The organism is Paenibacillus soyae (assembly GCF_024623455.1).
Taxonomy (GTDB): Bacteria; Bacillota; Bacilli; order Paenibacillales; family Paenibacillaceae; genus Pristimantibacillus; species Pristimantibacillus soyae.
In genome coordinates, this window is the sequence record NZ_JANIPJ010000009.1 from 60,725 (window position 1) to 86,514 (window position 25,790).

The following is a 25,790-nucleotide window of genomic DNA, read 5'->3' on the forward strand; positions in this document are numbered from 1 at the left end:
ATTTTCATTGGGTAAGCGCTCAATTAACGGATCGGATTTTGCCGCAATGGCGCTGCTGGGAGCAGAGCTGTTGCAGCATAACGCGGAACGCGTGAATGCACTTAACGTGTTCCCGGTGCCGGACGGCGATACAGGCACGAACATGAACTTAACGATGAGCTCTGGCATAAGGGAGCTTCGCAGCAAGCCCTCGGAGCATATCGGCAAATCAGCCGAAGCGCTGTCGAAAGGTCTGCTCATGGGCGCCAGAGGCAATTCCGGCGTTATTCTGTCACAATTATTCCGCGGTTTCTCGAAATCGCTTTCCGCGCTGTCCGAGGCCTCGCCCGTCGACGTGGCGGCGGCGCTGCAGAACGGCGTCGATATGGCTTATAAGGCCGTTGTTAAACCTGTCGAAGGCACGATCTTGACCGTCGCAAGAGAAGCGGCCAAGCATGCCGTTCAGTACGCGCGCCGCGCGGCCGACGTAGCGGACTTGATGGCGGAGGTGCACCGCAAAGCGAACGAAGCGCTTCAGCGCACTCCCGACCAGCTGCCTGTTCTGAAGCAGGTCGGCGTCGTCGACTCCGGCGGACAAGGCTTGGTCTTCATTTATGAAGGCTTCGTTCGCAGCTTAACGGAGAGCGAGTCCGGCGGAGGCTACCAGGAGCTGTTCCAACAGCCGTCGGAAGCCGCATTGCCGGAAGAGGTCGCGGTGCCGTCCGCTCCGAGAGCGGAACGACGGAACGAACCAAACTCCGCGCAAGCCCGATTGAATACGGAAGATATCGAATTCCTGTACGATATGGAATTTTTTATTAATCGCAAGCTTGCAGGCGCAACTGCAGTGTATTTTGATGAATCCGCTTACAAACGTATCCTGGAGAAGGACGGGGACTCGATCCTGGTCATCGTCGACGATGACATCATCAAGGTCCATGTTCATTCCCGCAAGCCGGGCGACGTGCTGAATGCGTCCCTGCCTTACGGCGAGCTGACGGATATTCATATCTTGAACATGAGGGAGCAGCATCGCGATATCGTGGAGCATGACGATCAGGCAGTCCTCAGCCGGACGGATCTCGCCGCGGCCGAGCTGCTGGCGGGACAGGCGCTCAGCGGCGTAGCTCCTGGCCAAGTGTTCGAGCAAGCGCCGTATGGCATCATCGCGGTCGCGATGGGAGAAGGAATCGCGGACATGTTCCTCTCGAGCGACGTGGATACGGTGCTGTCGGGCGGGCAGACCATGAACCCGAGCACCGAGGATTTCCTGAAAGCGATCGACGCTCTGTCGGCGGATCATATCTTCCTGCTTCCGAACAACAGCAATATCATTCTCGCGGCGGAGCAAGCCGCGGAGCTCAGCGATCGGAATATTACCGTCATTCCGACCCGCACCATTCCTCAAGGTCTCGCGGCGGTGCTTGCGTTCAAGGAAGACGAGTCTCCGGAGCGAAACACGGAGTGGATGAAGAACGCGGCGGCGAGCGTGATCTCCGGCCAAGTGACCAAAGCGGTTCGCGACACGTCCATCGACGGCGTCAACATCTCGGAAGGCGATTATATCGGCATCAAAGAGAAGGCGATCGTCGTATCGCATGCGGGTCTCTTCGAAGCCTGCCAAGGGTTGATCTCCAGCATGATGGAGAACGGCGGAGACTTGCTGACGCTCTTGACGGGCGATGAATCGGACGCGGACTTGACCGCTACGATCTGCGACTGGGCCGCGGAGCAATACCCTGATCTGGAGATCGAGGTGCAGCCAGGCGGACAGCCTCTGTATCCTTATTTGTTCGCCGTGGAATAGATCGGCTATCTATTAAGCATTCCTGGAGGGGATGAAATGGGCAAGGTGCGCATTGTGGCGGACAGCACGTCGGATATACCGGCTGACGTCCGCGAGCGTCTGGGCATTACCATGGTACCGCTTAAGGTGCTTTTCGGCGAAGAGACGTATATGGATTCGGTCACGATATCGGCGGAGCAATTTTACGAACGGTTGAAGGCTTCGCCGGTTCTTCCGACGACTTCGCAGCCGTCGCCTCTCGAATTCTCAGACGTGTACGAGCGGCTGCTGGATGAGGATCCCGACGGTCCGATCATTTCGATTCATCTGGCTGCGGTTCTGAGCGGCACGCATCAGTCCGCGGTTATCGCGGAGTCGATGCTGGAGCGTCCGGCGGATATTACGATCGTGGACTCCAAATCCGCTTCTTACGGAATTGGCTTGCAGGTCGTTCGGGCTGCCGAGATGGCGCAGGCCGGCGAATCGAAGGAGCGGATTTTGGAAGAAATCCAGCGCCTTCAGAACGATTTGGAATTATATTTTCTCGTCGATACGCTGGAGTTTCTGCACAAGGGCGGAAGAATCGGCAGAGCGTCGGCGCTCATTGGCTCCATTCTAAACATCAAGCCTATTCTTTCCTTGGACAAGGACGGCGGCGTCTACTCCGTCGACAAGGTCCGCGGCACGAAGAAGGCGATGGCCCGCATCGCGGAGATGTTCAAAGCCACGTTCGGCGATGCTCCGGTCGGTCTCATCATCGCAGGCTCGGATAACAGGGAAGCAGCCGAAGAGCTCGGCAACCGGGTGAAGGGCGAGCTTAACGTCAAAGAAGTCGGCTACACGACAGTAGGTTCGGTCATTGGCGTGCATACGGGCCCGGGTGTTTCCGCCGTATTCATGTATAGGATGTGAGCAAGGCATGTTGAATTTGCATCAAATATCGGTAAGACAGCTCAAAGGCGTGAGCGCCCTCAAGGAGGGGGAGCTTCACGCCTTTGGCGTGCGCACAATCGCGGATTTGCTGGGCTACTTCCCGTTCCGTTACGAGGATTACCGCGTCCGCGAGCTGTCCGAAATCAAAAACGGGGAAAAGGGAACGGTGCTTGGCATCGTTCGGGGAGCCCCTCTGCTTCAGCGTTACGGCCGGAGCAAATCACGGTTAACCTGCAAAGTGGAGGTCGGCGGCATCCTCGTGACCGCCGTCTGGTTTAACCGGCATTATTTGCAAGAGCAGCTGAAGCTGTCGAGAGAAATTATGCTGACCGGCAAGTGGGAGCAGCATCGGCTGCAGATAACCGTCTCCGAATCCGAATTCCCTGACAGCGCGAAGAATAGCAAGTCGGGCTCGCTGCAGCCCGTCTACTCCGTGGGCGGCAACATTACGCAGCATTGGATTCGCAAAATCATCGAGACGGCGCTCGAGCAATACGGCCCGATGGTCGAAGAGGTGCTTCCGTTCGAGCTGGTGGAGGAGCATCGGCTGATGACGAGAGCGGAGGCGTTCCGCCTCCTGCATATGCCCGGCGACTTCCGCAAAGGGCAGGAAGCGCGAAGAAGAATGGTCTACGAGGAGCTTTTCCTGTTCCAGCTGAAGCTGCAAGCCTATCGTTCGCTTAACCGCGTACGGAATGACGGCATCGCGTTCCGAATCGAAAGCGAGACGATCCGCAGCTTTGCGGCGACGCTGCCGTTCGAGCTGACCGACGCTCAGAAGAAGGTCGTCAACGAGATATTGACGGATATGCGGCGCGGCTACAGCATGAACCGTCTGGTCCAAGGCGACGTCGGCTCCGGCAAAACGGTCGTGGCGGCCATTGCGCTATATGGAGCCGTCAAGGCGGGGCATCAAGGGGCGCTTATGGTGCCCACGGAAATATTGGCGGAGCAGCACGCGAAGTCTCTTCAGCGGCTGTACGAAGGCACGGGGTTGCAGGTCGGGCTGCTCACGGGCAGCTTGACGGAGCGGAAGCGGAGAGATGTGCTCGCCGGACTCCAGATGGGATTGATCGACGTTGTCGTCGGCACGCACGCACTTATACAAGATGATGTTTTTTTCAATAGTCTCGGACTTGTCGTCACGGATGAGCAGCATCGCTTCGGCGTGAATCAGCGCAGCGTGCTCAGACGCAAAGGACTGAATCCCGACGTGCTGACGATGACGGCGACTCCTATTCCCCGCACGCTTGCTATAACGGCTTTCGGCGACATGGACGTCTCTTCGATCAAGGAGATGCCGAAGGGCCGCAAGCCGATCAAGACGTATTGGGTGAAGCATGACGCGATGGACCGCGTGCTCGGCTTCATTCGCAAGGAGGTTGCCGCAGGCCGGCAAGCCTATGTCATCTGTCCGCTCATCGAAGAATCGGACAAGCTGGACGTACAGAACGCGATCGACCAGTATGTGCAGCTGCAGCAAGCTTTTCCGGATTTGAAGGTCGGTCTGCTGCACGGCCGGCTGACCGCTTCGGAGAAGGACGCGGTCATGTCCGAATTCGGCGCGAACGAATCCCAGGTGCTGGTGGCGACGACGGTCGTCGAGGTCGGGGTCGACGTGCCGAACGCCACGCTTATGATCATTATGGACGCGGAGCGGTTCGGGCTGTCGCAGCTCCACCAGCTGCGCGGGCGGGTCGGACGAGGCGAGCACCAATCCCACTGTATTCTGATGGCGGATCCGAAGTCGGAGAACGGGCGCGAGCGGATGAAGGTCATGACGGAGACGAACGACGGCTTCGAGGTGGCGCGCCGCGATCTCGAGCTTCGCGGTCCCGGCGACTTCTTCGGCACGAAGCAAAGCGGCCTGCCGGAATTCCGCGTCGCGGACATGGTTGCCGATTACGAGACGCTGGAGCTGGCGCGGGAAGACGCGGGACGGCTGGCGGACAGGGACGATTTCTGGACGAATCCGTCATACGCCAAGCTGTGGGCGATTCTTCGGGATGATCCGTTATTTCAGGGCGATCAACTGGATTAAGCAAGATTTGCCTCCCTTCGGCATATAGTTAGTGCATAGATGGATTGTCGAAGGAGGTGCATCATCCGATGAGCTACCAGAACTACGGCATTAAGCCGCAGCTGGTCGAACGCGTTAAGCTGAAGCTGAAAAATCCGACAGTCAAGGAGAAAATCCGCCAGCTGCTCGCGCATGTGACAAAATACGATTTGCAGGACCGCGTCAAAGTTCGCAAGCTGGTCAAGTCGGCCGCTGTCATATTGCAGGAGAAGCTAACGGACGTGCAGGAGGAACAAATCGTCAATTTCGTGCTTGCGCAAAAAATCGACCCTAACAATACGTTTCATCTGCTCAAGCTTTGGGGCATGTTTCGCTGACCATTCGTGGTCGGCGATTTTTTTTGGGTCTGGGGCTGGCCTACCACAGTCCAAGCTGTTCCTCCGCCGGCTGGCACGCGATCAGCGATTCATCGTCGTTGCGCACGTTGCCGACGGCCGCGCTTACCGGGTAAGCCTCCATCTCTTCGGCGGGAAGGGGCTCCAGCATGGACATGAGAGCCTGGATGCTTCGGTTCTCGCGGCTCAGCCACGCGGCCTCGTGCTCCGGTCTAAGAATGACGGGCATGCGGTCGTGCACAGGCGCGACGATTTCATTCGGCTTCGTCGTGAGCACGGTGCAGGTACTCAGCTTCTCTCCGCTTGGAGATACCCACGTCTCGTACAGCCCGGCCAGGCTGAACACGGATTTCGTTTTGAGCGTGAAGCGCATTGGCTGCTTGCCTTTGCCGCCCTGAAGCGCTTTCCACTCGTAGAAGCCGTCCGCGGGCAGGATGCATCTCTTGCGCTGGAGAGGGCCCTTGAAAGCCGGCTTCTCGGCGGCCGTCTCGGAGCGCGCGTTAATCATCATGTAGCCGACCTTCGGATCGTCGGCCCACGGCGGGACAAGCCCCCATTTCAGCTCGCCCAGACGGTTTTTGCCGCTGCCGTCGCTTATGACGGCCAGCACCTGCTGCCCGGGCGCCACATTGTATTTGGGCCGGTGAAACGGCACGTTCGTCTCCCCGATCATGTACCTCACCATCAGCTCCTCGAGCGTCACCGTTACGGTATAACGTCCGCACATGTATGCCGCAGCTCCTTTCTTCATCCGCTTCCGCTTGTCTGTTCATTATAACTTTCTCATTCGCGCGAAGCGAGAGGCAAGCGGTCTTCCCCCGGCATACCGTACGATATAGGGCCGGTATAGGGCATACGCGGATCCGCTCCGTATGATGGACCATTCATTTGCAGATAATGGTAATAAAGATGAAGGAGCGGTTTACGGAAGGAGGAGCCGGGGATGGCTGAGGACGATCGAACAAAAGGGGAGGAACGAACCGGGCTCGGAGGCTGGTTCGGCCATTTGCTTGCGCTTCCCGGGGAAGCTTTGGCTTATGCGACGGGCAAATGGAAGGCGATGAGCGCCTCCCATGACATGCTGGAGAAGGCGGCTCCGTTATCGCTGCCCGCATCATCCGTCGCGCGGCTGATGGACGCTTGGTCAAAGCTGGGGGCGGCCTCCGCGGGAGGGGAGGAGGCTTTAGGCGGACCGCACGCCGAGTGGCAGGATTCCGCCGCCTCCTGGTCGCCCGACGAGCTGATGCTGATCGAGCGGATTCGCAAGGATACGGCCGAAGCGAACCGCAACAACGTGACGCGGACGGAGGCGTACCGCAACGTTTATTTCCATACGCCGGAGCTGCATTGGGCCTTGCTTGCGCACTTGGTGTCCCGTAACGGCGGCTGGAATATGACGGACCTGCAGGGAGAGTGGCTGCCCAGATTGCTTACGGAATCCCAGCGGCGCGATGTGTTTCTGTTTCTGGAGCGGGCGAACGCCCTTATTTTCTCGGATGCGTATCCTCAGCTGCTGTTGTATCAATGGAGCCGCAGCCTAGGGCGCAGCTTGTTCCATTTGCTGCCGGCTTTCGGCGTGTCCCGGTTTATGATGCCCGTGTGGAAGCTGTTTTGGCGCGAGCGGGATTCCGCTCTGCTGACGACGGCTTTGATCGTGAACGAGCAGCATTTTATCGAGGGGCGGGTCGTGCGCAAGCCTTACTTCGAGCAGCGCGTTCTGCACACGTTATTTTTCGGGCTGCAGTCCTTGCTGCAATTAAACGGCGTGTTTTTCCCTTATGGAAGCGAGGATGAGGCGAAAGGGGGCTGCGGCGAGCTGCGGCTTGCCGGCCTCATTCTGGAAAATTTCCGCGATCCGGAAGAGCGGATCGAATTCGGCAAACGGCTGTACGCGATGCTGTTCGGCGTGCCTCCGGTGTTCGAAGGGGCAAGGGGCTTCGCCGCGGCGGTGAAGCATTCCGGCTCGCGCGGCGACTACGCGCCGCATCTGTTCGAGGACGTGCGCCACGGGCCGCCAAAGCGCGTATACGAGGAGAAGCTGCTGGGGGGACGGCTGAAGCCCGGCGCCGATCGTATTTACAGTCCTGCGCTGCAATCGGCGTGGAAGGATCATGCGATGGAGCCGGTCGAGCCCGGCGATTGGTTCGAGAACGCGGACCAGATCGCCGGCTATTTCCGGGAGCTGCCGCTTCCGCGAAATTTCGAGATTACGAACGAATACGGGCTGATGCTGAGCAAGCTGGAGCTTGCCGTCCTCGCCTCCCAGCGCGGCGAGAAGCCGGGGCAAAGCCTTGGCGCGGACGATGGGAAGGTGTGAGCGGTTGGTTCGGCCGTGCAGGCATAATATCAACGATTAGCGGCGAACGGCGCCGGTGCGTGAATGGCAAGCGAAACAATTGGTCCAAACCGAAGCTAAGCTAATGATTATTCGGTTACAAGTTCCCTGTCATTCAGCTCTTGCACAGGCCGATGATTGTCGGGGAATATAGCTCCGAAAGCATCCATCTGCTCCGCGGACATTTCGATCGGATGTTCGAACACCGTCCACTCAGCCTTGGCAGGACGTATTTGTGGTCGGCGCCGATCACCGGGCGATAGCAGGGAGGAATCCATGGTGTATCGTGCGTGCTTACGGTGAACGAGATCAATACGATAATAAAAAATCACGAATTTCTTTTCAGCCGCTCAAACCGATTCGCAGCTTCGTTCGTTACCTCTTATGGAAACCACATTTTAAGGAGGTCTTACGAATGATTGCCAAGAAGATATCACTCGCTTTCCTTGCTCTCGTCCTGTGCTTGAGCGTGTTTCTCACATTAGGCGCAGCGGCTGAAGAACAAAATGCAGGAAACGTGAAGACGGATGCCGAAACCGCTGCCGATTTGAAATTGCTGCTCGGCGACGGGAATGGCGTGAACGAAACGTATTTAGCCAAAAAATCAACAAGATTGCAAGCCGCAATCATATCTCTTCGTCTTCAAGGTCTGCTGGACGAGGCAATGGCCTACAAGGGCACGATCAACTTCTCTGATGCAAGCCTCGTCAGCAGCAGCAATCAAGCCGTGCTCGCCTATCTGAAGAATCATCCGGAATACGGATGGTCCGGCAAAGGCGGGGCCCAATTCGATCCGGCGGCCGGCATTACCTCCCAGCAGCTGTACAAAGTGCTGCTCGAGGTTGCGGGCTTCAAGCAGGACAAGGATTTCACCTATGCGGAGACGGAGAAGTTCGCCGCAACGAAAGGCTTCAAGCAGATCGCGGGCACGAACTCCCTGACGAATGCCCATATCGCAACCGCGCTCGTCGAATCGCTGCACGTACATACGACCGGCGGGTCTACTCTGTTTGAAGAGCTGCAGACAAAAGGCGTAATCGAGGCAGACGCGGCGCTGCCTGGCGATCGGATCCTGCTTGCAAGCAGCGATAAGCTGGGGACGTACTTCACCGATCAGAACGGTCGCACGCTTTATTTCTTTACGAAGGACGCCGAGGATTCAAATTCCTGCAAGGATAAATGCCTTGAGAATTGGCCGGTCTTTTACGCAGAGGATTTGCAAATACCGGGTCCATTGAATCCGGACGATTTCTCCGTATTGACCCGGACCGACGGAACGAAGCAAACGACGTACAAAGGCTGGCCTTTGTATTATTTTGTTAAGGATATGGCAGCGGGCGATACGCTTGGCGAAGCGGTCGGCGGCGTATGGTTTGTGGCGAAGTCCGACTATGCCGTCATGCTCGGAACCTCTTCGACGCTGGGTAATTACTTAACAGACGATTACGGGCGCACCTTGTATTACTTTGACAAAGATTCCCTGCGCTCGTCGATGCCGAGCGTCGTATGCGAAGGAGAATGCTTGGAGACCTGGCCTGCTTATATGGCCGAGGGAGCAAGCACAATTTCGACGCTGCTCGCATCCGATATCGGTTCGATCACCCTTTCCGACGGAACAAAGCAATCGACGTATAAAGGTTATCCGCTTTATTATTTCGTCAAAGACGCCAAGCATGGGGATGCGCTGGGTCAAAACGTGAATGAAGTGTGGTTTGTCGTCGATCCTGCAACATTCACCGGAAAAACGGCGCCTCAGGTCAAAACCTATAATATCGACATTAAACAATTTTCATTCGGCACGGAGCCGCTCACGGTAGAAGCCGGATCCCAAATCATTTTCACCAATTTCGATGACATGAAGCATAATGCGGTCGCGCTTGGCGGCGCCTTCGAAACCCCGCTGCTGGCCAAAGGGGAATCCTATACCATCACTCTGGATGAACCCGGAACTTATAATTATTTCTGCGAACCGCATAAACAATTTATGACCGGCCAAATCATCGTGAAATGACAGGAGGGAGCTCATGTTAAGACGTTCCCGAATGATGACGCTGCTTCCTCTCGTTTTGATTAGCCTCGTTCTCCTCTCTGCATGCGGATTGAATTCGAATGAACCGGCCGAGCTGCAAGCGAATTCGACGAGTGCCTCCGAAACCGCTTCGCCGGAGGCGACGCCGGACGCATCGGACGAAGCCGTACAGGAGCAGGACGGCATGACGGAAACGCCGAAGGAAACCGAAGCTCCGGCCGACACGCCGGAAACCGCTGCCGAGCCTACTCCGTCTCCTACGCCGAAAGCAACGGCTTCACCGAAAGCAGAGCCAGCCGTCGAAGCGCATGAAGGCGGCCATTCATCTGGCAAGGACGGCCATGTGGCAGAAGGCGGTCAAACGTCCCGGACAACCGCATCGCCGAAGCCGACCGCAAAGGCAACTTCACCGGCGGAGAATGCGGCGTCGGAAAAACCGGCGGGAGAGGTCCATCTCGTCGAAATCGTTAATTTTGCATTCTCGCCCGCTGAGCTGACCATAAAAGCAGGTGACAGCGTGAAATTTATCAATAAAGACGAAATCGGCCATAGCGCCACGGCTGACGATAAATCGTTCGATACCGGAATGCTCGAATTGGATGATGCTAAGGAAGTAGCCTTCGACAAGGAAGGCGAATTCTCCTATTATTGTCTGCCGCATCCGGGGATGAAGGGAAAGATCATCGTCGAAAAAGAATAAACGAGAGCGGAGGGCTGCCGTTTACGGTCGCCCTCTCTTTTTGATAACATGGGATAGAATTCAGTCCGTTCTGGAGGCCACTTGGAATGCCGGATCAATCCGATTATGAACTCATGCTGCTCATCAAGAGAAAACAGCATAAAGCGCTCGCCGTTTTGTACGACCGATACGCCACGCTCATCTACTCCTTTGCCATGAAGGTGCTTAAGGATGAGCAAGCCGCGCGGGATATCGTCCAATCGGTGTTTATGCGGCTGTGGACGACCGAATCGGATTTTAATCCAGATAAAGGCCGATTTTCCAGCTGGCTGCTCACCATTACCCGCAATTTGACGATTGATCTGCAGCGTAAGGAACGGCGGGAGAGCGCGGGGCTTGTCCCTCTCGAGCCGGAGCAGCTGGAGCAAATACCGGACGAATTCGCGCTATCCCCGGAAGACAGCGTCATGAGAGGTTCGCAGAAGGAGCAAATCCGCAGCGCATACCGGCATTTGTCCAAGCAGCAAATCATGCTCCTGGAGCATTTTTATTGGCAGGGCTTCAGCTTAAGCGAATTGGCAACGATCTACAATCAGCCGCTCGGTACGGTCAAGAACCGTCTGCACCAGGCATTAAAAATATTGCGAAGACATCTTCTGGCGGAAGGGGAGGGAACATGATGCGTGACAACGGGAAAACACACGTTTGCGATATGTGCTTGGAATATATATCCGGCGTATGTTCAGACGAAGATAAACGGACATTCGAGCGTCATCTTCCCGACTGTGCCGACTGCCGGGCCGAAATCGATGAGCTTCGTTTGGTATGGGAGGCGATCCCCGCCGGCATGGAACGGATCGAGCCGCCGAAGGATTTGAAGAAACAAGTCATGGACGCCGCATTGGCTGCAGACCGAAAGCGGCTGCCGGCAAGCGGAAGGCCTGCAGCGAAACGCTGGATTACCGGCGCTGCGATCGCTGCGGCAGTCCTCATTTTCGCGGCGGGCTCGGTCTGGAATTACGGGCTGTACCGCGAACGGACGGCGTCTCCTCTGCCCGTGGAGCAAGCGCTGGACATTCCGGCCGCTCAAATTGAAAGGCTGATTTCGCTGAAGCCGGCAAACCAAGAGTCAGACCGTGCTTATGGGGTTGCTTGCATCGTCAATAACGGCCAAAGCAAGCAGTTTATCGTCTATGTATTCGGAGCGGAGGCAACGGTCGAATCGCAAGCGTACCAAGTATGGCTGCTCGAGGGCGACACGCGAAGAAGCGCGGGAACCTTCCGCGTAAACGAACAGGGCATCGGCGTATTGGCCATGCCGATCGCTACAGGCAATCTGACCTTCGATTCGGTCGGCATCACGCTCGAACCGGATGACCGCGGCGACCAGCCGCGCGGCGACAAAAAGTTCGGATCCGTATGATGAAAATCAAAAAAGCGCCGAAGGCTGGGAAGTTTACAGCCCGGCGCTTTTTGTGATGAATATGTGAAAATATGGACGCGGCGGAGGGCGAGGGCCCTCCTACAACGACTCCTCCAGGGCGGCACCTTCGATGTCGGCGATGGGGAACCATTCGCCGTCGACCATGAACCGGCCCTTCAGCTCGTCGACGCGGTCGACGATGCCGATGACGGTGAGCAGCTCCATCGGATGGAAGAGGCGCACCGTGATCGGCTGGCGGCGCTGCAGCGACTCGGAGACGGCGCGGGAGACGTGCTCCCACTCCTGCTCGTCGAGCTGAACGCGCTCGCGGCGCTTCAGCGATTCCGTATGGCGAATGATGGCCGCCTTGTGCTCCGGAAGCATCATGCGGCTCGATTCCCAAAGTCCGTTGCCTTCTAGCTTCTTCCTCATTTGTAGTGTCCTCCTATCTTCTTCGAGCGATCGAGCGCTTGGCCGGCCTCCGTGGCCGAAACCGCGCGAAGGATGCTCGCGTCTCCGTATTTCTGCTTGATGGCATCCGTCGCCCGCTCGAGCGCCATCCATTTCTCCCGGTTCTGATCGAACAGCGACAGCTGGTATTCGTCGTCGGCGGCGAAGCCCGACAGGCTGACGCCGACCTTGCGCACGGGCAGGCCGTCCCAGTGCCGCTGCAGCAGCTGCACGGCGGCGCGGTACGCCTGATTCGTGACGTTGGTCGGATCATCCATCTTCATCTGGCGGCTGAAGCCGGTGGGGCGGTCGAAGTCGGCGCCCATGCAGGCGACCGAGACCACATGGCCCATGTAGCCTTTGCTGCGGCAGCGCTGGCAGACGAGCTCGGTCAGCTCGAGCAGCACCGTCTTAATCTCTTCCAAGGTCGCGTAGTCGCGCGGCAGCGTCATCATGTGGCCGATCGTCTGCGGCGCCGCCTCGTGCGTGCCGGGCGTGACGGGGCTGTCGTCGATGCCGTTCGCGATCCGCCAATACAGCTCGGCGTTAATGTCGGAGTTGCGCCCGAACTTGCGGCGCATAAGCGTCTTCAGCTTGTCGAGCGGCGTGGCGGCGAGCTGGCCGATCGTCTCGATGCCCATGGCGCCAAAATGCCGCGTCATGCGGCTGCCCGCCATGAACATCTTCGACACCGGCAAGGTCCACAGCGTATCCGCCAGCTTATCCGGCGTCAGGACGAAGAGACCGGTGTCGTTCTTCTTCGCGTAGTTGTCGCAGGCCGTCTTCGCGAGAATTTTGTTCGGGCCGATGCCGAAGCGGGTGTAGACGCCCGTCTCTGCCAGAATGCGCGCCTGAATGAGCGCGGCGAGCTCCTCGGGGGAGCCGTACAGGCGGAGCGAGCCGGTCACGTCCAGGAATTGTTCGTCGATGGAATAAGGCTCGACCAGATCGGTATAGCATTGATAAATGCGGGTAATGATGAGCGAGACGTCGATATACAGCGCCATGCGGGGCTGCACGATGATAAGCTCCGGGCACTTGGCCAGCGCGTCGCCCAGCCGCTCCGCCGTCGTGACGCCGTGCTCCTTGGCGATGGGGCAGGCGGCCAGAATGATGCCGGAGCGGCGCTTCGGGTCGCCTGCCACGGCGAGCGGCCGGTCCTTGTACTCCGGATGCTCCGCCTTCTCGACGGAGGCGTAGAACGATTGGCAGTCGGCCAGCATGACGACGCGTTCGCGTGCGTGCTTCATGCGGAATGCTCCCTCCCGGTTAATGCGAATGTGTGTTCCCTATATGATATGCTTATTATATACAGAACATACGATCGCGTGCCATATATTTTTAGGTGGGTATTATTGACAGCGAAAAGGCGGCGCCTCCTTTAAGGGAGACGCCGCCTTTCGTTCGAGAGCGATCGCGAAACATTCCGCCGATTCACGAAAACGGAGCGCCGCCAAAGGACGGCGGCAGCCGGTGACGTGAGGAATTAACTTTTCGCGCGGTTAAAAAATTTCTCGTTGTACAAAATGCTGGGATGGCTCGGATTGTAGCTCTTGGCTTTCTTATGGTGTTCGATGGCTTTGCTTCGGTTGCCCATCCGATCGTAGCAGACGGTCAGCTGCAGATGGGGCAGCCAGGTCCAGGCGGCATTGTCCGTCGCGCTCATCAGATTCGCCGGCTTCTCCAGCAGCGTCGCCTGCGTGAACCAGTAAGCGGCTTGCGCGTAGCGCTTCTGCTCCAGGAATACCGCTCCAAGCTGACAGCAAAATTCGGCCCGCGGGACATCGTAGGAGAGGGTCCGAAGCAACGAGGCGATCTGCCGGCCGGGCTGCCGCAGGCGGCCGAAGCAATCCGCTTGCTTCATGCAGGCGCCGATCTCGTCCTCGACCCAGCCGCGCCCCGACTCCAGGAACTTCTCGTACCACTCGGCGGCTTCCTCGAAGCGGGCGTGGTCGCGAAGCTCGTTGGCGAAATAATATTGGTCGCGGGGAGAGAACGTCTCGCCGGCGTCCAGGCGTTTCAAATAAATGCGCAGGTTGCGGTCGGTATGCGCCCGTTCTTTGCGGTGGGTAACGGCGACGTCGCTGTGGTGGATGCGTCCCGACACCGCTAGATACTCATGGACGGGACCGTGCCAGCGGAAGCCGCTGGCGCGGCGGACGAGCCGGTTCCTCCGCAGGCTATAGACGGGATTGCCCGCCGTATCGAAGCTCAGGTGGTAATTCATCGTTATGCTGTCATAAGGAAGCTCCTGCGCCTTAAGCGCGAGCAGGCGCCGCAGATCCTCTGCCTCGAGGACATCGTCCGCGTCGAGCCACAGAATGAACGTCTTCGTCGCTTGTTCGAAGGCGTAGTTGCGCGCGGCGGCGAAATCGTCGATCCATTCGAAGTCGTAGATGACGGCGCCGAAGGACGCCGCGATTTCTTTGGTTCGGTCCGTCGAGCCGGTATCGACGATGACGATTTCGTCGACGGCCTCCCGCACGGACGCGAGACAGCGCCCGAGACTGTCTTCTTCGTTGCGCACGATCATGCACAGGCTGATGCTGTTCAAGCGGCTGTTCCCTCCCGTTTCTCTTCGTCCGTACATAGTATTGGAGCCAGACGCGGTTGGTGAAGGATTCGCTATACATATTGAAAGCCAGAAAGAGCCAAAATAGAGGCAACATGGAAATAGAGGGTGCGTTATGAGCGAAATCAAACAAGCAGCCGGAACGCCGCTAAGCGCGTCGGTTCAGGCGAACGTGCACGCCGTGAACGCCAGGTTCGGCAGCAGCAGCGATCTGGTCGTCCGGCTATTCCGCAGCGACGCGGCCCCCGAGCGGGTCATCGCCCTGCTCTACATCTGCGGCCTGGTAGAGACCGATACGATCAACGAGAGCATCATCGCGCCCATGATGGCGATGGAGCTTCCCCCGTATGCGGAGGAGAAGGGCGACTTGCTGCTGGAGTCGATGCGCGCATGCGTCGTTCCGGTGAGCTCGGTCAAGGACGTTACGACGCTCGAGGAAGCGCTGCAATATATGACGGACGGCCGATGTCTCTTGATGGCGGACGGGAGCGCCATGGCCTTGCTGGCCGACGTGAGCGGCGGCAATCAGCGATCGGTGGGCATTCCCCAGACGCAAACGGTCATCCGCGGCCCTCAACGGGGCTTCGTGGAGGACGTACAGACGAACGTCAGCCTCGTCAGGCGGATTATCCGTTCGTCGGATCTTCACGTGCAGACGCACAAAATCGGAGAGCAGACCCATTCCAATGTCGCGGTGCTTTATTTGAACGGAGTCGTGGATCCGTCTATCGTGAAGGAGGTCTACCGCCGGCTGGCCGACATCGATATCGACGGCGTGCTCGAGAGCGGATATATCGAGGAATTCATTCAGGACGAGTCGTTTACGATGTTCCCGACGATGATGAACACGGAGCGGCCGGACACGGTAGCGGCTTCGCTGCTGGAAGGTCGGGTGGCCATTCTGGTCGACGGGTCGCCGATCGCGCTTATTGCGCCGACGACGTTCTTCAGCTTCTTCGACTCCCCGGAGGATTATTACCAGCGCTTCGATATCGCGACGTTCATCCGCATGATTCGGTATGTCGCGTATGTCATCTCGATGGTGTTCCCGGCATTCTACATCGCGATCACGACCTTCCATCAGGAAATGCTGCCCACGACGCTGCTCATCAGCCTTGCGGCGCAACGGGAAGGCGTGCCGTTCCCGGGATTGGTAGAGGCGCTGCTCATGGAGACGACCTTCGAGGTGCTCCGCGAGGCGGGGCTTCGAATGCCGCGCGCGATCGGCCCCGCCATCTCGATCGTCGGGGCTCTCGTGCTCGGACAATCGGCGGTGCAAGCCGGCATCGTGTCCGCGGGCATGGTTATCGTCGTTTCCTTCACGGCCATCTCGAACTTCGTCATGCCGGAATTCAACATGGCGGGGACGTCGCGCACTATAAGGTTCGGCATCATGATCATGGCAGGGCTGTTCGGCTTCTTGGGCATCTTCCTGTCGGTTCTGTTCATCATGGTTCACTTGGCGTCGCTGCGCTCGTTCGGCGTCCCCTACATGTCGCCGTTCGCGCCTAAGCCCAAAAAGGCGGGAATTTGGCGGGGCGTGTTCATCCGCAAGCCTTGGTGGTCCATCGTGCTGCGGCCGATGGATACGAATCTGCGCAATCCGAAGCGGCAGGGAAGCGGGAGACGGCCGCCCGCGCAGCGGCATTCCCGTCAATGAATAGGGGGATGAGAGGCATGAGAACGATGCGAGGGCTGCTTTGCTGCCTGCTCCTGCTGCTTCAGACCGGCTGCTGGAATCGGGTGGAGCTGAACGACGTCGCCATCATCTCCGCGACGGGCGTGGATTGGCAAAACGGCAAATGGGTGCTGTCCTATCAGGTCGTCATTCCGAAAGCGATATCGAGCCAGAGCGGAGAGAGCGGCTCGGCGGCCGTCAACGTCTTCTCGACGACAGGCGACAATTTCCGCATCGCCATCAGCAAGGCGAGCGAGGAGACGAGCCGCCGGTTATATTTTTCCCACAACCAGGTTGTCATCATCGGCGAAAGCGCGGCCAGAAAAGGAATGGGGCCGTTGCTGGAGTCTTACCTCCGCAATCACGATTCGAGAGAGACCGTCAGCATGTTCCTGTCCAAAGGCAGCGCCCGCAGGATGCTGGAGCAGCTCGTCCCGCTCGAACAAATCCCGGGAGCGGCCATTCAGCGGATGATCGCTAACGAGGAGCACGGCAGCTCCGCCTTCCGACAAATGACGGCCAACGATGTGTTGATGGAGCTGCTCGGCAGCGCGCAGGCAACCAGCATTCCGGGGCTGGTCATTGCGGGTGAAGGAGAAGGGACGGACAGCGTCGGGATGTTAGGCAAGACAACGACGCCGACGAAGGTCCGGTTAAGCGAGCTCGGGCTGATACAGGGGGACAAGCTGGTCGGCTGGATCGACGATGAGCAGAGCAGAGGGTTGATGTGGCTGACCAATCATATCAACAAAACGACGTTGTCCTTCTCTTGCGCAGGCGGAAGCAAGAGCAGGGCGAGCTCCTCCGCGAAAATATTGACCGCTTCCACGAAGCTGACGCCCGAGCACGTCGACGGAAAGTGGCTTATAAAGGCGAAGGTCGAAGCGACGGGGCTGCTGATGGAATACAACTGCCCCGGCGATTTGAGCAAACCGGCGGAGGTGGAGAAGCTGGAGAGGCGGATCGAAGAGGAGATCAAGGCCGTCATAGCCGAAGGATGGGAAGCGGTGCGAAAGCAGGGGGTCGACGTGACCGGCTTCGGCACGCTCATACACAAACGTTATCCGAAGCTGTGGAAACAGGCGAGCGCCGATTGGAAAGAGCTGTTCCCGAAGACGGAGCTCGAGGTGGAAGCGAGGATGAAGCTGAATTCGACGGGGATGAGCGGACGCAATTTCAAAGACGCACAGAAGAAAGCGGGCGGAGGCTAAGTCAGCCGCGCGGCGGAGGGAGGAACGGGTCATGCAGCAAATCGGCAAAAGTCAGTTAGCGCTTCTGATTATCTTGTTCCTGGTCGGCAGCACGCCGCTCTTCGAGCTCGGAATCAAGGCGAAGCAGGATGCCTGGCTGGCGATGTCAGTCGCGGCCGTTGCCGGGATGCTGCTGTTGGCCGTGTACGTGAAGCTGCAAAAGCGGGCTCCGCATGTGGGGATAGCGGATTTATACAAATTCCATTTCGGCCGTTATATCGGCGGGGCCTTTACGGTCCTCACCTCGATCTGGCTAGCCTACGAATCGATGAGGAACGTAAGGGATTTCGGAGAGCTCACGACGATGGCGCTGCTCGGTTTTACGCCGAAATGGATCATTATGCTGCTCATCTTGCTCGTGAGCGCTTATACGGCAAGCAAAGGAATAGAGGTATTCGTCCGCGTCGTTCAGCTGTTGTTCCCGATCGTCGTTATCAGCTATGCGGCTCTCATTATGCTTGTCTTCTTCAGCGGTCTCGTCAAGGCAAGCAGGCTGCTGCCGGTCATGGAGAACGGGCCGATGCCGATAGTGAGGGCGGTATTCCCGGATTTGATCTCATTCCCGTTCGGCCAGACGATCGTCTTGCTCGTCTTCTTAAGCCTGGTGAAGGAGAAGGACGCGGTCGGGCGCGTCTCTTACAAATCATTGGCTATCGTATCCTTGTTTCTCGTTGCCATGAATGCGCTGGTGATGTGCGTGCTCGGGCCGGAGCTCTCCGAGCTGACGTCTCTGCCGCTGCTGCAGGTCGTTCAGCTCGTGCGTCTTGCGAATTTCCTGGAGCGGCTCGATATCATCGTCACGCTGCTTCTGTATATCGGGCTGTTCGTCAAAATCACGACGCTGTACATCGCCTCGCTCTTCACGGCGTCGGCCGTGACGGGGATCTCGCATCGGAATCTCGTATTTCCGATCGGCGTCCTCATCTATGCAATGAGCTTCTTGGAGCCGAACAATACCTATCATATCTGGATTGGGCTCGATATTACGCTGAAGGTCGTCCCGTTGTTCATCGTCGTGCTGCCGCTCGCGATGCTTGCGGTCGGCATTCGGAAGAAGTACCGCGCGGAGGCGGCGGGCGGGAACGGAAGGCAGCAAGCGGAAAATTAAGGCTGGCATTCTAGGCGGAGTCTGCTATAATGAAGACGTTATTGACGAGAACCGAATAGGCCTTGGGGAGCTGGGTTAGCCGGCTGAGAGGGAATGCCAAGCATTCCGACCCGTATAACCTGATCCGGATAATGCCGGCGTAGGAAATGAAGCTAAGCTTCGCGCGCGATCGCACGCGCTTAAGCGGGGACCCCCGAGGTCTTCCCATTAAGCGGCGTTGCAGGCCGTGAAGCCCGAAACAGCCGACAACTCGACGTCTTCCGAATCCGGAAGGCGTCTTTCTTATTTCCATCCGACAGAAGCGGAAATCGGATTCGTCAATGCGCGAGCAAGAGCAGAAGAAGAGACAGGGAGAGGGGAAACAGCATGTTTGGCAATGGAAAAAGACGCTGGGGACTAACGCTGACGGCGCTTGCGCTGACGGCGGCGATCGCCGGCTGCGGCGGAAACAACGGCGGCAGCGGCGGGACGCAGGGCAGCGAGGACGGAGAGGCGGCGGACAAGCAGCTTCAGAAGGTGAAGGTCGTGCTCGACTGGACGCCGAATACGAATCATACGGGCTTGTACGTCGCCCGCGACAAAGGCTTCTTCGAGGAGCAGGGGCTCGACGTCGAGATCATACAGCCAGGGCAAGAAGGCGCCGACACGATGGTAGCCGCGGGCAACGCGGAATTCGGCGTCAGCTATCAGGAATCGGTGACGATGGCGCGCGTCGCGGACGTGCCGCTGGTGTCGATCGCGGCGGTCATCCAGCATAACACGTCGGGCTTCGCGTCTCTGAAGGAGAAGGGCATCGATTCGCCCAAGAAGTTCGAAGGCATGCGTTACGGCGGCTGGGGCGCCCCGGTCGAGGAAGCGGTTATCGACGCGCTAATGCGCGAGGACGGCGGGGATGTCGGCAAGGTCGATATCATGAGCATAGGCGACAGCGACTTCTTCGCGGCCGTGAAGCGGGATATCGACTTCGCGTGGATCTACTACGCTTGGACGGGCGTGGAGGCTGAGCTGCGCGGCGAGGAGCTGAACATGGTTTACCTGACCGATTACAGCGAGAAATTGGATTACTACACGCCGGTGCTCGTGACGAGCGAGAAGCTGATCGGCGACGATCCGGAGCTGGTCAAAGCCTTCACGGCCGGCGCGGCGGCAGGCTACCAGTTCGCGATCGACAACCCGGAGGAAGCGGCGGACGTGCTGATCGCGGCGGAGCCGGATCTGAATCCGGAGCTGGTCAAAGCGAGCCAGAAGTGGCTGAGCCCGCGTTACCAGGACGACGCGCCGCGTTGGGGCGAGCAGAAGCTGAGCGTATGGGACAATTACGCGGGCTGGATGTTCGAACGCAAGCTTCTGGAGAAGGAGTTGGACGCCGAGAAGGCGTTCACGAACGAGTTTCTGCCGGAATAACAGAGGAAGAAGGGATCGGATATGGCTAACGCGCTTGTCAGCATTCAAATATTGCCCAGCACGCCGGGCGGAGAGAGCGTCCTCCCCTATGTGGATCGGGCGATCGACATCATCAAGGATTCGGGCGTGCCTTACCGCGTAGCGCCGCTCGAGACGACGATGGAAGGGGAGCTCGGCGACCTGCTCGCGGTCGTGCAGCGGATGAACGAAGCGATGACGGAGATGGGCTGCGCTTCCGTCATCTCGCAGATTAAAATTTATTATAATCCGGAGAGCGGCGCTTCGATGGGCCGCCTGCTCGAGAAATACCCCGATGGACAATAACGCCAACCGGTGGTCGCGCATATGGCCTCCGGTCGTCGTGCTCGCCGCCTTGCTCGGCATCTGGCAGGCGGCGGTAGCCTTCTCCCTCGTGGAGGAGTGGATCGTGCCGTCGCCGGCCGGCGTCGTTCAGGAGGCGATGAAGCCGAATGTCTGGCCGAGGCTCATGGAGCATGCCGGGGCGACGATCCGGCTTGCGGTAATCGGATTTGCGGGAGGATCGGCGGCGGGCTTCGTGCTTGCCGCTTTGCTGCATTTGCTGCCGGGCGTACGCAGAGGCGTCTATCCGCTGCTTATCCTATCGCAAAGCGTGCCGATCGTGATCCTGGCTCCTCTCATGACGATGCTGTTCGGCTACGGCTTGCTGCCGAAGCTGCTGCTCGTCGTGCTAGTCTGCTTCTTCCCGGTCTGCGTCGCCATGCTGGGCGGGCTCGCGGGCACGGACGAAGGCTTGCGCCGCTATATGCGAATGATCGGAAGCGGGAAGTGGACGTTGTTCTGGAAGCTGGAGCTGCCGGGTGCGGCGCAAAGCATGTTCTCGGGACTGAAGATCGCCGCCTCCTACAGCGTGCTGAGCGCCTCGATCGCGGAGATGCTGGCGCCGAAGCTGGGCCTTGGCGGTTATATGGTGCTGTCGACGAAAGGCTTTATGCCGGAGCGTTCGTTCGCCGCGGCCATCCTGATCATCATCGTCAGCTTGGCGTTGTTCGGGCTCGTTGCGCTGGCGGAGAAGCTTGTCATCCGCTGGCGTCCGGCCAAGGAAGAGGTGAAGAGAGATGCTTGAGGTTCGGCGCGTAAGCAAGACGTTCGAGGGGAAGCGCGGCGTCAAGGAAGTGCTGAAGGATGTGTCGCTGCGGGTGGCGGAAGGCGAGTTCGTCTCGCTTGTCGGGCCGTCGGGCAGCGGGAAGACGACGCTCTTCAGCGTCATCGGGGGGTTGGAGAAGCCGACCTCCGGCGAGGTGCATGTAGGCGGCAGGGAGACGACGGGGGAGACCGGCCATGTCGCGTATATGCCGCAGCAGGCCTCGCTGCTGCCTTGGCGGACGGTGGCGGGCAACATCGAATTGTCTCTCACGATCGCGGGCGTGGCGAAGAAGAAGGCAAGGGAAGACGCGCTCGAATGGCTGCGCCGCATCGGGCTTGATGCCTACGCGGACGCTTATCCGCATGTGCTCTCCGGAGGGATGCAGCAGCGCGTCTCCTTCCTGAGGGCGCTGCTGTCCCCGCAGCGGCTTATGCTCCTCGACGAACCGTTCGGAGCGCTCGACGCGCTCACGCGGGGACGCATGCAGAAGTGGCTGCTGTCGCTATGGGAGCAGAACAGAAGGTCGGTGCTGCTAGTCACGCACAGCATCGAAGAAGCGCTGTATTTGTCCGATCGCATTCTTGTGCTCTCTTCTTCTCCCGCGGTGCTGGTGGAGGAGATTGTCGTTCCGTTCGAACGGCCGCGCCGGGAAGAGCTGTGGGAGGATGCCCGGTTCATGGAGCTGAGAGGACGAATCTACCGCCAATTGGAGAAGGATGGCGGGGAGGAGGCGGACCATGGCTGATGCTCCGAAGTATATCGACGCGCATATTCACGCGGAGCTGTATGAGGAAGCAGAGCAAGAGCTGCTGCTCGAAGGGGCCTTCCGGGAGGGCGTCCGGGCGGTCGTCGCCGTCTCGATGGATTTGGCGTCCAGCAGGCGGACCGCGGCGCTCGCGGCCCGTTATCCGGGCAAGGTGCATCCGGCATACGGCTTCCATCCCGAGCAAGAGCCCCCTTCGGATGAGGGGCGCGAGGAGCTGATCACTTGGATTCGCCGGCGCCATGCGGCAGGGGAAGCTTTTGCGATTGGGGAGGTCGGGCTGCCTTATTACACGCGGACGGAACGGGAAGCGAAGGGGGAAGCTTTCGACGAAACGCGCCATCTGGCGCTGCTGGAGGCATTCGTGAAGCTGGCGGCGGAGCTGGACCGCCCCATCGTACTGCATGCCGTCTACGAGGATGCGGACAAGGCATGCGACCTGCTGCGGCGGTACGGGGTCCGGCGCGCCCATTTCCATTGGTTCAAAGGCAGCGACGAGACGGTTCGGCGCATGATCGCTGCTGGCTACTATATCTCCGTAACGCCGGACATCGCCTACGAGGACGAGATTGCCGCGCTCGTCCAGCGTTATCAGCTCGACTTGATGATGGCCGAGACGGACGGTCCTTGGCCGTTCGGCGGTCCTTATGAAGGGCAAACGACGAAGCCCCAGATGGTAAGGGACGTCGCGAGGCGAATCGCGGAAATTAAGGGGCTGCCGCTTGCGGAGACGGAAGACAGTCTGCTTCGGAACACCGTGAAATTTTATGGTATGGAGGAATCATAGATCATGACGCTTAACGGCCTTTCGTCCGCGTGGACGAAAGGCCGTTTCCTTATGAGGGGCCGTCGCATATAACGGAAGTATGGAGAAGTATGTACAACCAAATCCAAGAGAGGAGCGAGACTTATGGCGAAGCTGTCAAGAGAGCAATTCATTGCGGCGATAGCGCCGGCGGTCCTATTGGTTAGACAAGAAGGCTCTCCGATCTTCCCGTCCGTGCGCATCGCCCAAAGCATTCTGGAGACGGGCGGCGTGATTCACGCGTGGAACAATCTCGGCGGCATCAAGGTCGGGACTGGCTCGAGAAACGCGTATTGGCAAGGCGAAGCGGTCGTCAAAGGCACATGGGAGTACGTCGACAACCGGTCCATCGAGACTCAAGCGGCGTTTCGGGCATACAGAAGCATCTATCATTACTATAAAGATCAAGACTTGTTCCTCAGCGCGCCCCGGTATGACCGCGTCCGATCGGCCGGCACGCCGGAGCGGCAGGCGCAAATGTTCCAAGCGAGCGGCTACGCGACGGATCCCGCCTACGCGTCCAAGCTGATGACCCTCATCAGGCAGCATAATTTGACCCGTTATGACGAGCTCGGCAAGCCGCAGCCGAAGCCGCCGGCTTTCCAGTCGGATTCTATCGTGCCGATCATCTATCAGGGGCAAGTGCTGGCAGGCGGTTATTTGAAGGATGGCGTGACATGGATTCCGGCGAGGCGGATCGGGGAAGGGCTGGGAGCCATAATCGGCTGGACGGGAAGCAAGGTGACGGCGAACGGCCAAGAGCTGGACACCATTTTGTCGCAGTCTACGGGATACGTGAAAATTAGGGATTTGGCGGGCATTCTGTCGCTTGGCGTAAGCTGGGACGATCAGGCGAAAGCCGTTATCCTAGAGTAGCTGTGCCCTATTTGCCCTTTGCGGAATAGGATGTAACCATAAGGCGTGAGAAGAGAGGGGAGCAATTGGGATGTACACGTATGTAGTGGACCATATTCCACGGTCAACGAAAAACAATCGCCGTCCCGGACTGGCGATGAACGCGACGACCATCACCATTCACAATACGGCCAACCCATCGAGCACCGCGCGCAACGAACGCAATTGGTTAACGAACACATCCAATAACGCCACCGCATCCTTCCACATCGTCATCGATCAGAGGGAAGCGATCGAATGCATTCCGCTGAACGAAGTGGCTTGGCATGCGGGAGACGGAAGCGGAGCGGGCAGCGGCAATCGGACATCGATCGGCATCGAAATTACGGAAAGCGGCAATTATCCCGCCACGCTCGACAATGCCTCGACGCTCGTCGCGTCCATGCTGAGGGAACGGGGCTGGGGCACGGAAAGGCTGCGCAGGCACTACGATTGGAGCGGCAAAAACTGTCCTCGTCTTATGAACACCGACGGCGAATGGGGCGGCTGGGAGTCGTTCGTAACCGCGGTCCGCACGAAATTGAACGCCAATGCCGGAGGAGGAGACGGCGATGGCGGCGGAGAGGAGGAAGAGCCTATGCTGACGCCGCAAGACGCGAACAAAATCATCCGATTCCTTAGCGCCGCCTACATGACGGTCGAATCGGAGGAGGCGCGCAAGGAATTTAACCGACTGGCTAACGAGCTGCGCCGCGTAAGCGGGCAGGATCCGCAGCCGGGTTAACGGGAAGTACCTCGCAAGTTGGTTTTTAACACGCGAAGATAGTCCGCGAGCCTTTGGAGGCTTGCGGACTTTTTTTGCGGGGCGGTTAAAATGTACGAATCTCTTAAGTCTTTCATCCAAGGCAAATCTACGAGCGGCTCATATATTATCCTTGAGGTGATGATCATGGCGATGCATAACAATCAGCCTTCCGAGTTATGTAGAAGATTTGCGAGAATTTTGAACGCGACGCCGTCTGTCATTAACGGCGTATGCACCGCGACGGCGTCGCGGACGAACATCAGGCCGAGAGTATTAGGCCGAAGAGCGGAGTCCTTCATGTTCGTCCCGCAAGCGTATTCTTTCGAGAATATGGATAGGCGGGGAAGAGCGTTATGCTTGGGAGAGACGGTCATCCTGCAGTCCGAGCTGAACCCGTATATTTCGCGCCTTCGGAAGCAAGGAATCAAGGTTACGGCAACGCATAACCATTGGCTGTTCGACTCTCCGCGGCTGATGTATATCCACTATGAGGCAATAGACAAACCTCTTGATTTCGCGAGGAAGGTTCGTTTTGCCAATCGGGTGTTAACATCGCGCATCGTACGCGGAGGAACTAATCGAGCATAAGGAGGGATCTATTCATGGCGGCTTCATTCGAAAGAACCTGTCGGCAATTCGGTCGCATTCTCGGGGGTATGCATACCTCCGCCAATGGCGTGTGCATGGTGATGAAATCCAGAACCAACATTAAGCCTGTTGTCCTAGGAAGGCGTGGAAGATCATTCCTGCTCGTTCCTCAAATGTTTGCCTTCGAGTCGATGACGAGAGACGGACGGGCGCTCTGCAGCGGGGAGACGGTTATTCTATCCTCGGAGATCAACCGGTTTACAAGCCGTCTTCGCAGACATGGCATCAAAGTGACGGCCATTCATAACCACTGGCTGTTCGACAATCCCCGCCTGATGTTTATGCACTGGGAGTCGATCGATGAGCCTGTCGCGTTCGCGAGGAAAACAAAAGACGCGCTCAGCGTCCTGACGACAAGAGTCGTTCGAGGATAAACGGAAGGGCAGCCGCGACGGCTGCTTTTTTCTTGCTAAATAGAATTTATTCATTTATGAGCGGGATTGTCTTCTGCCTCGGATAAGTTTTTGATATGTTAGGTATATGGAGTCCCATTTTCTAGGGCAGACATTTCCTAGTGCACGTAGAAACCTTAGGAGGTCTGATATGGCTGCAAAGGTATGTAACCAATGTGGAGAAGATAACAGCGAATCCGCTGCGATTTGTATAAGCTGCAGCAGTTCTCTTAAAGATGCAAAGCTAATTGGAACATTGAATTCAGCAAAAACCGAAGAACTCGAACGAAAATCAAAGTCGTCCAGAATCTGTTCTCACTGCAACGAGAAATTAAATGCACATGAAAGATAAGCA

The 25,790-nt window shown here is 58.1% G+C and carries 26 protein-coding genes, 1 pseudogene and 1 riboswitch; of the genes and pseudogenes, 22 read left to right on the forward strand and 5 right to left on the reverse strand.

Translation table 11 applies throughout. The features are described from left to right. Window positions 1–7: 7 nt before the first annotated feature. From NQZ67_RS13665 to NQZ67_RS13680, 4 genes are all read left to right on the forward strand, one after another. Window positions 8–1,786 (forward strand): DAK2 domain-containing protein, encoded by a 1,779-nt coding sequence (locus NQZ67_RS13665; RefSeq protein WP_257446530.1) that lies wholly within the window; start codon window positions 8–10, stop codon window positions 1,784–1,786. A gap of 36 nt (window positions 1,787–1,822) precedes the next feature. Beyond that, on the forward strand, window positions 1,823–2,677 hold the full coding sequence (locus NQZ67_RS13670; RefSeq protein WP_257446533.1) for a DegV family protein: 855 nt from the start codon (window positions 1,823–1,825) through the stop codon (window positions 2,675–2,677). 7 nt (window positions 2,678–2,684) lie between these two features. Next, window positions 2,685–4,739, forward strand: a complete 2,055-nt coding sequence (recG, locus tag NQZ67_RS13675) for an ATP-dependent DNA helicase RecG (RefSeq protein ID WP_257446536.1) — start codon at window positions 2,685–2,687, stop codon at window positions 4,737–4,739. 68 nt (window positions 4,740–4,807) lie between these two features. Further along, window positions 4,808–5,095 (forward strand): stage VI sporulation protein F, encoded by a 288-nt coding sequence (locus tag NQZ67_RS13680; protein ID WP_257446539.1) that lies wholly within the window; start codon window positions 4,808–4,810, stop codon window positions 5,093–5,095. A gap of 40 nt (window positions 5,096–5,135) precedes the next feature. On the opposite strand, the gene NQZ67_RS13685 is transcribed toward NQZ67_RS13680, so the two are convergent. Next, complete coding sequence (locus tag NQZ67_RS13685; RefSeq protein ID WP_257446542.1) at window positions 5,136–5,840, reverse strand: SOS response-associated peptidase; 705 nt, start codon at window positions 5,838–5,840, stop codon at window positions 5,136–5,138. A 216-nt stretch (window positions 5,841–6,056) separates the two neighbouring features. On the opposite strand from NQZ67_RS13685, the gene NQZ67_RS13690 reads away from it, so the two are divergent. Further along, window positions 6,057–7,430, forward strand: a complete 1,374-nt coding sequence (locus NQZ67_RS13690) for a DUF2515 domain-containing protein (RefSeq protein ID WP_257446545.1) — start codon at window positions 6,057–6,059, stop codon at window positions 7,428–7,430. 107 nt (window positions 7,431–7,537) lie between these two features. On the opposite strand, the pseudogene NQZ67_RS13695 reads toward NQZ67_RS13690, so the two are convergent. Further along, window positions 7,538–7,660 (reverse strand): annotated as a pseudogene (locus tag NQZ67_RS13695) (carbonic anhydrase); the annotation flags it as partial. Between the two features lie 203 nt (window positions 7,661–7,863). On the opposite strand from NQZ67_RS13695, the gene NQZ67_RS13700 reads away from it, so the two are divergent. The 4 genes from NQZ67_RS13700 (at window position 7,864) to NQZ67_RS13715 (ending at window position 11,579) form a co-directional block, all read left to right on the forward strand. Next, a complete protein-coding gene (locus tag NQZ67_RS13700) occupies window positions 7,864–9,459 on the forward strand; it encodes a plastocyanin/azurin family copper-binding protein (protein WP_257446547.1) in 1,596 nt (531 codons plus the stop codon). Window positions 9,460–9,472: 13 nt separating this feature from the next. Next, window positions 9,473–10,177: a cupredoxin domain-containing protein gene (locus NQZ67_RS13705; RefSeq protein WP_257446550.1), complete on the forward strand. Its 705-nt coding sequence runs from the start codon at window positions 9,473–9,475 to the stop codon at window positions 10,175–10,177. 86 nt (window positions 10,178–10,263) lie between these two features. Continuing rightward, window positions 10,264–10,836 (forward strand): RNA polymerase sigma factor, encoded by a 573-nt coding sequence (locus NQZ67_RS13710; RefSeq protein ID WP_257446552.1) that lies wholly within the window; start codon window positions 10,264–10,266, stop codon window positions 10,834–10,836. Continuing rightward, on the forward strand, window positions 10,833–11,579 hold the full coding sequence (locus tag NQZ67_RS13715) for an anti-sigma factor (protein WP_257446556.1): 747 nt from the start codon (window positions 10,833–10,835) through the stop codon (window positions 11,577–11,579). The genes NQZ67_RS13710 and NQZ67_RS13715 overlap by 4 nt, the downstream gene beginning before the upstream one ends. 99 nt (window positions 11,580–11,678) lie before the next feature. Here the strand turns inward: NQZ67_RS13715 and NQZ67_RS13720 are convergent, their stop codons facing one another. The 3 genes from NQZ67_RS13720 to NQZ67_RS13730 all read right to left on the reverse strand — a co-directional run bounded on the left by NQZ67_RS13720 (window position 11,679) and on the right by NQZ67_RS13730 (window position 14,583). Then, window positions 11,679–12,011, reverse strand: a complete 333-nt coding sequence (locus tag NQZ67_RS13720; protein ID WP_257446558.1) for a YolD-like family protein — start codon at window positions 12,009–12,011, stop codon at window positions 11,679–11,681. After that, window positions 12,008–13,279 (reverse strand): DNA polymerase IV, encoded by a 1,272-nt coding sequence (locus NQZ67_RS13725; protein WP_257446563.1) that lies wholly within the window; start codon window positions 13,277–13,279, stop codon window positions 12,008–12,010. Before NQZ67_RS13725 ends, NQZ67_RS13720 begins: the two co-directional genes overlap by 4 nt. Before the next feature lie 236 nt (window positions 13,280–13,515). Then, window positions 13,516–14,583 (reverse strand): tetratricopeptide repeat-containing glycosyltransferase family 2 protein, encoded by a 1,068-nt coding sequence (locus tag NQZ67_RS13730; RefSeq protein WP_257446570.1) that lies wholly within the window; start codon window positions 14,581–14,583, stop codon window positions 13,516–13,518. A gap of 133 nt (window positions 14,584–14,716) precedes the next feature. Between NQZ67_RS13730 and NQZ67_RS13735 the strand changes: the two genes are divergently transcribed. The 13 genes from NQZ67_RS13735 to NQZ67_RS13795 all read left to right on the forward strand — a co-directional run bounded on the left by NQZ67_RS13735 (window position 14,717) and on the right by NQZ67_RS13795 (window position 25,787). Then, window positions 14,717–16,261, forward strand: coding sequence for a spore germination protein (locus tag NQZ67_RS13735; RefSeq protein ID WP_257446575.1), 1,545 nt, complete (start codon window positions 14,717–14,719; stop codon window positions 16,259–16,261). Between the two features lie 17 nt (window positions 16,262–16,278). Continuing rightward, window positions 16,279–17,490: a Ger(x)C family spore germination protein gene (locus NQZ67_RS13740; protein WP_257446578.1), complete on the forward strand. Its 1,212-nt coding sequence runs from the start codon at window positions 16,279–16,281 to the stop codon at window positions 17,488–17,490. A gap of 31 nt (window positions 17,491–17,521) precedes the next feature. Continuing rightward, a complete protein-coding gene (locus NQZ67_RS13745) occupies window positions 17,522–18,637 on the forward strand; it encodes a GerAB/ArcD/ProY family transporter (protein WP_257446580.1) in 1,116 nt (371 codons plus the stop codon). 53 nt (window positions 18,638–18,690) lie between these two features. Further along, window positions 18,691–18,800, forward strand: a riboswitch (TPP riboswitch). Window positions 18,801–19,003: 203 nt separating this feature from the next. Further along, complete coding sequence (locus NQZ67_RS13750) at window positions 19,004–20,041, forward strand: ABC transporter substrate-binding protein (RefSeq protein ID WP_257446581.1); 1,038 nt, start codon at window positions 19,004–19,006, stop codon at window positions 20,039–20,041. 21 nt (window positions 20,042–20,062) lie between these two features. Further along, on the forward strand, window positions 20,063–20,365 hold the full coding sequence (locus tag NQZ67_RS13755; protein ID WP_257446582.1) for a thiamine-binding protein: 303 nt from the start codon (window positions 20,063–20,065) through the stop codon (window positions 20,363–20,365). Continuing rightward, window positions 20,355–21,146 (forward strand): ABC transporter permease, encoded by a 792-nt coding sequence (locus tag NQZ67_RS13760; RefSeq protein WP_257446583.1) that lies wholly within the window; start codon window positions 20,355–20,357, stop codon window positions 21,144–21,146. The genes NQZ67_RS13755 and NQZ67_RS13760 overlap by 11 nt, the downstream gene beginning before the upstream one ends. Beyond that, a complete protein-coding gene (locus NQZ67_RS13765) occupies window positions 21,139–21,912 on the forward strand; it encodes an ABC transporter ATP-binding protein (RefSeq protein WP_257446584.1) in 774 nt (257 codons plus the stop codon). Before NQZ67_RS13760 ends, NQZ67_RS13765 begins: the two co-directional genes overlap by 8 nt. Next, window positions 21,905–22,717, forward strand: coding sequence for a TatD family hydrolase (locus NQZ67_RS13770; RefSeq protein WP_257446585.1), 813 nt, complete (start codon window positions 21,905–21,907; stop codon window positions 22,715–22,717). The genes NQZ67_RS13765 and NQZ67_RS13770 overlap by 8 nt, the downstream gene beginning before the upstream one ends. A gap of 123 nt (window positions 22,718–22,840) precedes the next feature. Continuing rightward, window positions 22,841–23,611 (forward strand): glucosaminidase domain-containing protein, encoded by a 771-nt coding sequence (locus NQZ67_RS13775; RefSeq protein WP_257446586.1) that lies wholly within the window; start codon window positions 22,841–22,843, stop codon window positions 23,609–23,611. Between the two features lie 70 nt (window positions 23,612–23,681). Next, window positions 23,682–24,374, forward strand: coding sequence for a peptidoglycan recognition protein family protein (locus tag NQZ67_RS13780; RefSeq protein WP_257446587.1), 693 nt, complete (start codon window positions 23,682–23,684; stop codon window positions 24,372–24,374). Between the two features lie 165 nt (window positions 24,375–24,539). Further along, window positions 24,540–24,983 (forward strand): DUF1259 domain-containing protein, encoded by a 444-nt coding sequence (locus NQZ67_RS13785; RefSeq protein ID WP_257446589.1) that lies wholly within the window; start codon window positions 24,540–24,542, stop codon window positions 24,981–24,983. Between the two features lie 14 nt (window positions 24,984–24,997). After that, the gene (locus NQZ67_RS13790; protein ID WP_257446592.1) at window positions 24,998–25,417 is read left to right on the forward strand and encodes a DUF1259 domain-containing protein; all 420 of its coding nucleotides are present in this window, start codon (window positions 24,998–25,000) and stop codon (window positions 25,415–25,417) included. Between the two features lie 169 nt (window positions 25,418–25,586). After that, window positions 25,587–25,787, forward strand: coding sequence for a hypothetical protein (locus NQZ67_RS13795; protein ID WP_257446594.1), 201 nt, complete (start codon window positions 25,587–25,589; stop codon window positions 25,785–25,787). Window positions 25,788–25,790: the final 3 nt, after the last annotated feature.

Excerpts from the sequence above, each read along its gene's own strand:
- NQZ67_RS13780 (WP_257446587.1), top strand. The coding sequence starts at position 23,682 with ATGTACACGTATGTAGTGGACCATATTCCACGGTCAACGAAAAACAAT.
- NQZ67_RS13715 (WP_257446556.1), top strand. The coding sequence starts at position 10,833 with ATGATGCGTGACAACGGGAAAACACACGTTTGCGATATGTGCTTGGAA.
- NQZ67_RS13785 (WP_257446589.1), top strand. The coding sequence starts at position 24,540 with ATGGCGATGCATAACAATCAGCCTTCCGAGTTATGTAGAAGATTTGCG.
- NQZ67_RS13795 (WP_257446594.1), top strand. The coding sequence starts at position 25,587 with ATGGCTGCAAAGGTATGTAACCAATGTGGAGAAGATAACAGCGAATCC.
- NQZ67_RS13680 (WP_257446539.1), top strand. The coding sequence starts at position 4,808 with ATGAGCTACCAGAACTACGGCATTAAGCCGCAGCTGGTCGAACGCGTT.
- NQZ67_RS13685 (WP_257446542.1), bottom strand. The coding sequence starts at position 5,840 with ATGTGCGGACGTTATACCGTAACGGTGACGCTCGAGGAGCTGATGGTG.
- NQZ67_RS13775 (WP_257446586.1), top strand. The coding sequence starts at position 22,841 with ATGGCGAAGCTGTCAAGAGAGCAATTCATTGCGGCGATAGCGCCGGCG.
- NQZ67_RS13790 (WP_257446592.1), top strand. The coding sequence starts at position 24,998 with ATGGCGGCTTCATTCGAAAGAACCTGTCGGCAATTCGGTCGCATTCTC.
- NQZ67_RS13735 (WP_257446575.1), top strand. The coding sequence starts at position 14,717 with ATGAGCGAAATCAAACAAGCAGCCGGAACGCCGCTAAGCGCGTCGGTT.
- NQZ67_RS13720 (WP_257446558.1), bottom strand. The coding sequence starts at position 12,011 with ATGAGGAAGAAGCTAGAAGGCAACGGACTTTGGGAATCGAGCCGCATG.
- NQZ67_RS13690 (WP_257446545.1), top strand. The coding sequence starts at position 6,057 with ATGGCTGAGGACGATCGAACAAAAGGGGAGGAACGAACCGGGCTCGGA.
- NQZ67_RS13770 (WP_257446585.1), top strand. The coding sequence starts at position 21,905 with ATGGCTGATGCTCCGAAGTATATCGACGCGCATATTCACGCGGAGCTG.
- NQZ67_RS13750 (WP_257446581.1), top strand. The coding sequence starts at position 19,004 with ATGTTTGGCAATGGAAAAAGACGCTGGGGACTAACGCTGACGGCGCTT.
- NQZ67_RS13700 (WP_257446547.1), top strand. The coding sequence starts at position 7,864 with ATGATTGCCAAGAAGATATCACTCGCTTTCCTTGCTCTCGTCCTGTGC.
- NQZ67_RS13710 (WP_257446552.1), top strand. The coding sequence starts at position 10,264 with ATGCCGGATCAATCCGATTATGAACTCATGCTGCTCATCAAGAGAAAA.
- NQZ67_RS13765 (WP_257446584.1), top strand. The coding sequence starts at position 21,139 with ATGCTTGAGGTTCGGCGCGTAAGCAAGACGTTCGAGGGGAAGCGCGGC.
- NQZ67_RS13670 (WP_257446533.1), top strand. The coding sequence starts at position 1,823 with ATGGGCAAGGTGCGCATTGTGGCGGACAGCACGTCGGATATACCGGCT.
- recG (WP_257446536.1), top strand. The coding sequence starts at position 2,685 with ATGTTGAATTTGCATCAAATATCGGTAAGACAGCTCAAAGGCGTGAGC.
- NQZ67_RS13705 (WP_257446550.1), top strand. The coding sequence starts at position 9,473 with ATGTTAAGACGTTCCCGAATGATGACGCTGCTTCCTCTCGTTTTGATT.
- NQZ67_RS13745 (WP_257446580.1), top strand. The coding sequence starts at position 17,522 with ATGCAGCAAATCGGCAAAAGTCAGTTAGCGCTTCTGATTATCTTGTTC.
- NQZ67_RS13725 (WP_257446563.1), bottom strand. The coding sequence starts at position 13,279 with ATGAAGCACGCACGCGAACGCGTCGTCATGCTGGCCGACTGCCAATCG.
- NQZ67_RS13740 (WP_257446578.1), top strand. The coding sequence starts at position 16,279 with ATGAGAACGATGCGAGGGCTGCTTTGCTGCCTGCTCCTGCTGCTTCAG.
- NQZ67_RS13755 (WP_257446582.1), top strand. The coding sequence starts at position 20,063 with ATGGCTAACGCGCTTGTCAGCATTCAAATATTGCCCAGCACGCCGGGC.
- NQZ67_RS13760 (WP_257446583.1), top strand. The coding sequence starts at position 20,355 with ATGGACAATAACGCCAACCGGTGGTCGCGCATATGGCCTCCGGTCGTC.